At 68.9% G+C, this 6293-nt stretch carries 8 protein-coding genes; all 8 read right to left on the bottom strand.

The features are described from left to right. Nucleotides 1–66 precede the first annotated feature (66 nt). Complete coding sequence (locus tag DWV11_RS06725) at nt 67–1368, bottom strand: MFS transporter (RefSeq protein ID WP_115788105.1); 1302 nt, start codon at nt 1366–1368, stop codon at nt 67–69. 55 nt (nt 1369–1423) lie between these two features. Further along, nucleotides 1424–2338, bottom strand: a complete 915-nt coding sequence (locus DWV11_RS06720; RefSeq protein ID WP_115788104.1) for an SseB family protein — start codon at nt 2336–2338, stop codon at nt 1424–1426. Then, nucleotides 2338–3084 (bottom strand): bifunctional 1-(5-phosphoribosyl)-5-((5-phosphoribosylamino)methylideneamino)imidazole-4-carboxamide isomerase/phosphoribosylanthranilate isomerase PriA, encoded by a 747-nt coding sequence (gene priA / locus DWV11_RS06715; protein ID WP_115788103.1) that lies wholly within the window; start codon nt 3082–3084, stop codon nt 2338–2340. The genes DWV11_RS06720 and priA overlap by 1 nt, the downstream gene beginning before the upstream one ends. Before the next feature lie 33 nt (nt 3085–3117). Continuing rightward, nucleotides 3118–3276: a hypothetical protein gene (locus tag DWV11_RS20050; protein WP_162943752.1), complete on the bottom strand. Its 159-nt coding sequence runs from the start codon at nt 3274–3276 to the stop codon at nt 3118–3120. A 1-nt stretch (nt 3277) separates the two neighbouring features. Further along, a complete protein-coding gene (hisH, locus tag DWV11_RS06710) occupies nt 3278–4024 on the bottom strand; it encodes an imidazole glycerol phosphate synthase subunit HisH (protein ID WP_115788102.1) in 747 nt (248 codons plus the stop codon). Then, on the bottom strand, nt 4021–4647 hold the full coding sequence (hisB, locus tag DWV11_RS06705; protein WP_115788101.1) for an imidazoleglycerol-phosphate dehydratase HisB: 627 nt from the start codon (nt 4645–4647) through the stop codon (nt 4021–4023). The genes hisH and hisB overlap by 4 nt, the downstream gene beginning before the upstream one ends. 40 nt (nt 4648–4687) lie before the next feature. After that, nucleotides 4688–5806, bottom strand: coding sequence for a histidinol-phosphate transaminase (locus DWV11_RS06700; RefSeq protein WP_115788120.1), 1119 nt, complete (start codon nt 5804–5806; stop codon nt 4688–4690). Between the two features lie 89 nt (nt 5807–5895). After that, a complete protein-coding gene (locus DWV11_RS06695) occupies nt 5896–6252 on the bottom strand; it encodes a LysM peptidoglycan-binding domain-containing protein (RefSeq protein WP_245953473.1) in 357 nt (118 codons plus the stop codon). Nucleotides 6253–6293 lie beyond the last annotated feature (41 nt).

The following is a 6293-nucleotide window of genomic DNA, read 5'->3' as shown; positions in this document are numbered from 1 at the left end:
CACCACGACGACGGCGGCGCCCCCTGGTGGGGGCGCCGCCGTCGTCGTCTGTAGTTGGGAACGCGGCTAGCGGACCAGGGCCGCCCGGCGGATCTTCATCAGCACCAGGCCCGTGAGGCAGAGCGCGACGCCGGCGACGCCCACGGAAACGAAGCCCGCCCAGGAACCGATGCCGTCGATGAACACGCCCGCCAGCGGGGCGCCGAGCGCGACGCCGGCGGTCAGGGCCGAGCCGTACCAGCCCATGGCTTCTCCCCTGCGTTCCTCGCCGACGAGGTCGGCGACCTTCTCCGAGGCGGCCGACAGCACCGGCGCACACAGCAGGCCGGGCAGCAAGGAGAGGATGGCCAGGGTCCAGGTGTCCCGGGCGAGGCCCATCGGGATGGTCAGTGCGGCCATGCCGAGCAGGAGCAGCAGTGGTGAAACGGGCCGGTGCATCGCACCGTAGACCACGCCGCCGATCACGGAGGCGGCACACCAGAAGAAGAAGACGATGCCGAGTTCGGTCTGGTGCCCGGAGCGTTCCAGGATCGCGACGATGCCGACGTCGGTGCCGCTGAGCACCATGCCGGAGCCTGCCGCGACGACGAACACGGCCGCAACGGAGACCGTCAGCCAGGCGAAGTTCCGCGCGACGTGCCCGCGCAGGCGGGCCAGCCTGGACCCGGCGGGCGCCAGTTCGGAGGCAGCCTCCTGCGCATGCGCCGCCGAGGCGACGATTGCGGCGCCGGCCGCGGCGAGATCGTCCGCGGCGCGTGCGGCACTTTCCTCCGCGGTGCAGGTGTCCTCGGTGCGGGTGGGCGGGTTGAACCAGATCAGGAAGAGGCCTGCCACTGACGCGGAGGCGCCGACCGCCGTCAGGGCAACGGCGGAGTAGCCGCTCGTCGCGGCGATGGCGCCGGCCGCGGGTCCGATCATGAAGACCAGTTCGGTGAAGATGGAATCGAGGGCGAAGGCGGAGCGCCGCTGTTCACCTTCGACGAGCACCCCCAAAGACTGCCTGATGACGCTGAAGATAGGCAGGCTGAAAAGGCCGCCGACGAACACCAGGGGCAGCACCCACTGGTAGCTGACGTGCGGGACAACCGCCCAGATCAGTGCCTCGGAGACGACCGACGGGATGAGCGCCTTGCGGAGGCCGGCCCGGTCGACGCGACGGCCCCGCCAGGGTGCGCCGATGGCGATACCGATGGTCATCAGGGCCGCGGCGGCGCCGGCCGCCGCGTAACCCTCGTTCAACGTCAGCACGATGTGCAGCGTCAGGAGCACGCCGGCCGCCGAGTGCGGAATGCGTGCGATCAGGCCGATGATCAGCAGTTGCCTGACCGAACGGATGGACAGAGTCTCCCTGTAGAGAGCGAAATTCACGAGCTACAACCTCTTTGTTCCCCGGGTGGCTGCCCGTGAACCGGTGCAACCGTGACTAAGGCGCAGTCTCCTGCGCGAAGCGCTGCAGCTTGACCTCGAGCGAGTCGACGTTCTCGGCGAAGACATCAAGCTGTGCCCACGCGTCGTTCAGCCGTCCCAGCAGCGCCTGCAGGCCGGCGGCATCGAGGCCGTCGGCAAGGAAGAGCACCACCTGCAGTTCGGGACCGGCACCGCCGCCGGCCACCGTCTGTCCGGTGCCCGTTCGGGACGCCGTTCCGGCGCCCTGGCGGGTTTCCAGGCGGCGCACCGCCGGGAATTCCCTGGCCGCGGAAGCGAGAGCAGACTCCAGTTGATCATCCAGGTACGACGGCGTCCAGTCGCGCTGCTGTGCCAATGCCCACACTGCCGGGCGGCGGACCACGAATGTCAGCTCGGAGCCCGGGTCCAGGACGAGCAACTGGGCGCCCTCGGAAACAGCGGAAAGCGCGGCACGGGCGGCGTAGACGGCGACGGGCCGGGCTTCCGGATGCCAGGATTCCAGTGCGGCCGCCGAGGTGAACACCGGCATCGCCGTCCGGCCGTCAGGGGCTTTCAGGGTGACCAAGGCCATGTCGGCCTGCTTGTCAGCATGGAGTCCGTCGACCCCGTCGGCTTCCTCTGCCAGGGTCGCCATGACGGGCACGAAGACACGTGCGGTAGCCAACGCCCGGACCACGTCCGCTTCGCCGCCCCGGCCCTCGCGGAGGGCTTCGATGGCGGCGAGGTACCCGGCGTCGGCGGTGCCGTCGTCGTCCTCGAAGTTATGGATCTTCGCGGCGTCGCCGCTCAGGTCGCGGCCAGCCCATGGCGTTCCCGCCGAGTCGCTCGCTCCCCCGGCGCCGGCCAGGGCCGCGGCGATATGGCCGGGCAGTTCCCGCCTGGGCGCAGCGCCTTCGGGAGCGTTCGGTGCCGGTTCCTGCTGTCCGTGCATCAGCGGCGGCCGGCTACGTCCAGGGCTTCGGGAAGCGTGAAGGCTCCCGCGTACAGGGCCTTGCCCACGATCGCGCCCTCGACGCCGAGCGGCACCAGTTCACGCAGGACGCGCAGGTCTTCCAGGCTGGAGATGCCGCCGGAGGCGACGACGGGCTTGCCGGTCTTTTCGACCATCTGCTTGAGCAGTTCGACGTTGGGGCCCTGCAGCGTGCCGTCCTTGGTCACGTCGGTGACGACGTAGCGTGCGCAGCCGGCGTCCTCGAGGCGGGCCAGCACCTCCCAGAGGTCCCCGCCTTCCTTGGTCCAGCCGCGGCCGGCCAGGGTGGTGCCGCGGACGTCGAGGCCGACGGCGATCTTGTCGCCGAAGCGTTCGATGGCGCGGCGGGTCCATTCGGGGTTTTCGAGGGCGGCGGTGCCGAGGTTGACACGGGCGACGCCGAGCCCGAGGGCACGTTCGAGGGATTCGTCGTCGCGCAGGCCGCCGGACAGCTCAACCTTGACATCCAGCCGCGAGACGACCTCACTGATGAGGTCCGCATTGTTCCCGCGGCCGAAGGCGGCGTCGAGGTCCACCATGTGCACCCATTCGGCCCCGTCGTTCTGCCAGTTCAGGGCGGCTTCGAGGGGGGTGCCGTAGCTCGTTTCGGAGCCGGCCTCGCCCTGCAGGAGGCGGACGGCCTGGCCGTCCACGATGTCGACGGCGGGCAGCAGTTCCAGGACGGGCAGTTCAGGGGCGGTGGCCATGGGAATCCTCGGGGTTGGGGACGGAAGCGGGCGTCACTTGCCCGGCAGGGTCAGCAGGTAGGCGGCCAGCAGCGACATGGCGGCCAGCACGTAGAAGGAAATGGAAACCCAGCGGGGCCGCTTCTGCTGGTGGAAGGAAATCCCGCCACCGATCAGCAGCCCGGCCAGGCCCATCAGGATGATCGACCACATTTCAGTCGGTGGCTTCCGGAGCGCCGGCCGCGGCGGGCTTGGGGCGCAGGCCCTCGACCCAGTTGCGCAGCAGGCGTGCCCCGGCGTCGCCGGACTTCTCCGGATGGAACTGGGTGGCGCACAGCGGACCGTTCTCCACGGCGGCGATGAAGGGCGCGCCGTGCTCGGACCAGGTGACCATGGGCGGGGCCATCCGCGGCTGCGCGACGTCGAATTCCCACTTCTGCACACCGTAGGAGTGCACGAAGTAGAAGCGTTCGTTCTCGACGCCGGCGAACAGTTTGGAGCCTTCCGGCACCTGCACGGTGTTCCAGCCCATGTGCGGGACGACCGGGGCGGGCAGCAGTTCGACCTTCCCTGGCCACTCCCCCATGCCCTCGGATTCGGTGCCGTGCTCCACGCCGGCTTCGAAGAGGACCTGCAGGCCCACGCAGATGGCGAGCACGGGACGTCCGCCGGCAACCCTGCGCCCGATCATGCGGATGGCATCGACGGCCTTCAGCTCGCGCATCACGGTTTCGAAGGCGCCGACGCCGGGTACCAGCAGGCCGTCGGCGTTCAGGACGTCTTCGGGTTTGGCGCTGAGGGTCACCTGGGCGCCGGCCCGCTCCAGGGCGCGCACCGCGGAGCGCACGTTCCCGGAGCCGTAGTCCAGGACGGTGACGGTGGGCTTGCCGTCAGGCGAAACGATGCGGCCGGCGGCGTCGGGGTCCACGACGGCGCCGTCCTTGAGGATCTGCTTGCTCACAGGGCTCCCTTGGTGGACGGGATGCCCTCCACGCGGGGGTCGGATTCCACGGCGGCGCGGAGGGCGCGGGCGAACGCCTTGAACTGGGCTTCCACGATGTGGTGCGGGTCGCGGCCGGCCAGCACGTTCATGTGCAGGCAGATGCCGGCGTGCAGGGTGATCGCTTCGAAAACGTGGCGGGTCAGCGAACCGGTGAAGTGTCCTCCGATGAGGTGGTACTCCTGGCCCGCGGGCTCGCCGCCGTGCACCAGGTACGGGCGACCGGAGACGTCCACGACGGCGTGTGCCAGGGCTTCGTCGAGGGGCACGGTGGCTTCGCCGAAGCGGCGGATTCCGGCCTTGTTGCCGAGCGCAGTGCGCAGGACTTCGCCGAAAGTGATGGCGACGTCTTCCACCGTGTGGTGGGCGTCGATGTGGGTGTCGCCGGTGGCCTTGACGGTCATGTCGATGAGCGAATGCTTACAGAGCGCAGTCAGCATGTGGTCGTAGAACGGCACGGAGGTGCTGATGTCGGAGACGCCGGTGCCGTCGAGGTTGATTTCGACGAAGACCGAAGACTCGCTGGTAGCGCGTTCCATGCGTGCGGTCCGGGCGGCTGCCGTAGTGGCGCCGTTTTCGCTCATTGAATTGTCCTTAGAAGGGAGACGTGGATCAGCTTAAAGTCTAGGCCCGGGCCGGGGCGCGGCCGTCAAGAAGGGCTTCGAGGGCTTCGAGGAACGCCGTGGTTTCGGCTTCGGTACCCGCGGTTACGCGTAAGTGGCCGGGGATGCCGACGTCGCGGATCAGCACGCCGGCGTCGAGCAGGCCCTGCCAGACCTCGTGCGGATTTTCGAGGCCGCCAAAGAAGACGTAGTTCGAGTCGGAGGATGCGGGCTTCAGTCCCAGGCGGGCCAGGCCGTCGACGATGCGGTCGCGCTGGACCTTGATGTCCTCGACGTCGGCCATAAGAGCCTCGCGGTGCCTGAGGGCTGCGAGGGCGGTGGCCTGGGTGACAGCGGAGAGGTGGTAGGGCAGGCGGACCAGCCGGATGGCGTCGGTGACCTCGGGCGCCGCCGCCAGGTAGCCCACGCGGGCGCCGGCAAGGGCGAAGGCCTTGCTCATGGTGCGCGAAACGATGAGGCGTTCCCGGCCGGGCAGCAGGGTCAGTGCGCTGGGTGTGCCGTCGTGGGCGAACTCGTGGTACGCCTCGTCGACAATGACAATCGCCTGGCTTGCTTCCCCGGCTTCGTAGACGGCCTCGACGACGTCAAGGCCAAGGCCGGTGCCGGTGGGGTTGTTCGGAGAGCAGAGGAACACGATGTTCGGCTGCAGTTCCCGGACCTGTGCAGCGGCGGACGCGGCGTCCAGCCCGTAATCCTCGGCGCGGACGCCGGTGATGTAGGCGGTGTCGGTTCCGCTGGCGAGAAGTGGGTACATCGAATACGTGGGCGGGAAGCCCAAGGCGGTGCGCCCGGGACCGCCGAAGGCCTGGAGGACCTGCTGGAGGACCTCATTGGAGCCGTTGGCCGCCCAGATATTCTCCGGGGTGAGGCCGTGGCCGAGGTATTCGGCCAGCGCTTCGCGGAGCTCCGTGAATTCGCGGTCGGGATACCGGTTCAGGCCCATGGCGGCCTTGGCTACCGCCTCGGTGATCGCGGCCTGGACATCCGAAGGAACGCCATGGGTGTTTTCGTTGACGTTGAGCAAGATCGGAACGTCCAACTGCGGGGCGCCGTACGGGCTCAGTCCGCGGAGGTTGTTCCGGAGGGGAAGTCGGTCAAGTCGCTCTAGCTGCTCACTCACCATGACAGTTTAAGGTGCAAGCGCTGGTGCCCTGAAACTGTGACAGCTGCGGCCCTGCCTTGGACTGGCGGCCCGGCGTCCGCGTGGGATCAGGCGGCGGGGACGAACAGCTGCTGGCCGGGGACGATCCGTCCGCCTTCCAGGTTGTTCAGCTGGATGATTTCCACGATGACATCGCGCGGATCGCGCAACGGGGCTGCGGCTCCCGCGATCCCCCACAAGGACTGGCCGGCCTGCACGGTGACGGCGACAGTCGGGGTAGTGCGCAGCACAGTCCCCTCATCGGCAGCCTTGGCCGGCGAGTTCAGGAATCCGACGAAGGTCAGCAGCGCGGCGAGCAGGAGCATCGCCGGAATGCCGAAGAAGACGATGCGGCCACGACGGGTCAGGCGGAGGCGGCCGGGGACAGCCTGGGGAAATTCGCGGGTGACGGTGATGCCGGACATGAGCTGAGCCCTCCTGGTGAAAAGCCTGCACCCGGACCCGC

Source organism: Arthrobacter silvisoli (genome assembly GCF_003369445.1).
GTDB classification, from domain to species: domain Bacteria; phylum Actinomycetota; class Actinomycetes; order Actinomycetales; family Micrococcaceae; genus Arthrobacter; species Arthrobacter silvisoli.
The sequence above is the reverse complement of the archived record's forward strand: the minus strand, read 5'-3'. Positions and strand labels throughout refer to the sequence as shown.

Coding starts and splice junctions, on each gene's coding strand:
- DWV11_RS06720 (WP_115788104.1), bottom strand. CDS start 2,338: ATGCACGGACAGCAGGAACCGGCACCGAACGCTCCCGAAGGCGCTGCG.
- priA (WP_115788103.1), bottom strand. CDS start 3,084: ATGGCCACCGCCCCTGAACTGCCCGTCCTGGAACTGCTGCCCGCCGTC.
- DWV11_RS20050 (WP_162943752.1), bottom strand. CDS start 3,276: ATGTGGTCGATCATCCTGATGGGCCTGGCCGGGCTGCTGATCGGTGGC.
- hisB (WP_115788101.1), bottom strand. CDS start 4,647: ATGAGCGAAAACGGCGCCACTACGGCAGCCGCCCGGACCGCACGCATG.
- DWV11_RS06695 (WP_245953473.1), bottom strand. CDS start 6,252: ATGTCCGGCATCACCGTCACCCGCGAATTTCCCCAGGCTGTCCCCGGC.